Below are 326 nucleotides of genomic sequence, written 5' to 3'. Positions count from 1 at the left end.
CCCCCCCCCCCCCCCCCCCCCCCCCCCCCCCCCCCCCCCCCCCCCCCCCCCCCCCCCCCCCCCCCCCCCCCCCCCCCCCCCCCCCCCCCCCCCCCCCCCCCCCCCCCCCCCCCCCCCCCCCCTTTCCCCCCCCCCCCCCCCCCCCCCCACCCCCACATCTTACTGTTCGTCGGCAGCGTCAGATGTGTATAAGAGACAGGGTCTACATTGTGCGAGGCTTGCTGGTAAAGCGAGACCACCTCTTCCATCAACTGGTCGATTTCACCTTGCGACAGCAGGTGTTCCACCCGTTCCATCGCCAATGGTTCCGGCGGGTTCAGGTGGCA

The 326-nt window shown here is 74.5% G+C and carries 1 protein-coding gene; it reads right to left on the bottom strand.

Features of this window, described 5'->3' with window-relative positions:
* Positions 1 to 326, bottom strand: a 326-nt coding sequence (locus JHD62_RS21710) for a hypothetical protein (RefSeq protein ID WP_199104614.1), incomplete at both ends; no start/stop codon positions are given.

Origin of the sequence: Aquitalea sp. ASV11 (assembly GCF_016429185.1) — a bacterium.
Taxonomy (GTDB): domain Bacteria; phylum Pseudomonadota; class Gammaproteobacteria; order Burkholderiales; family Chromobacteriaceae; genus Aquitalea; species Aquitalea pelogenes.
This window is presented reverse-complemented; position numbering and strand designations above follow the sequence as displayed.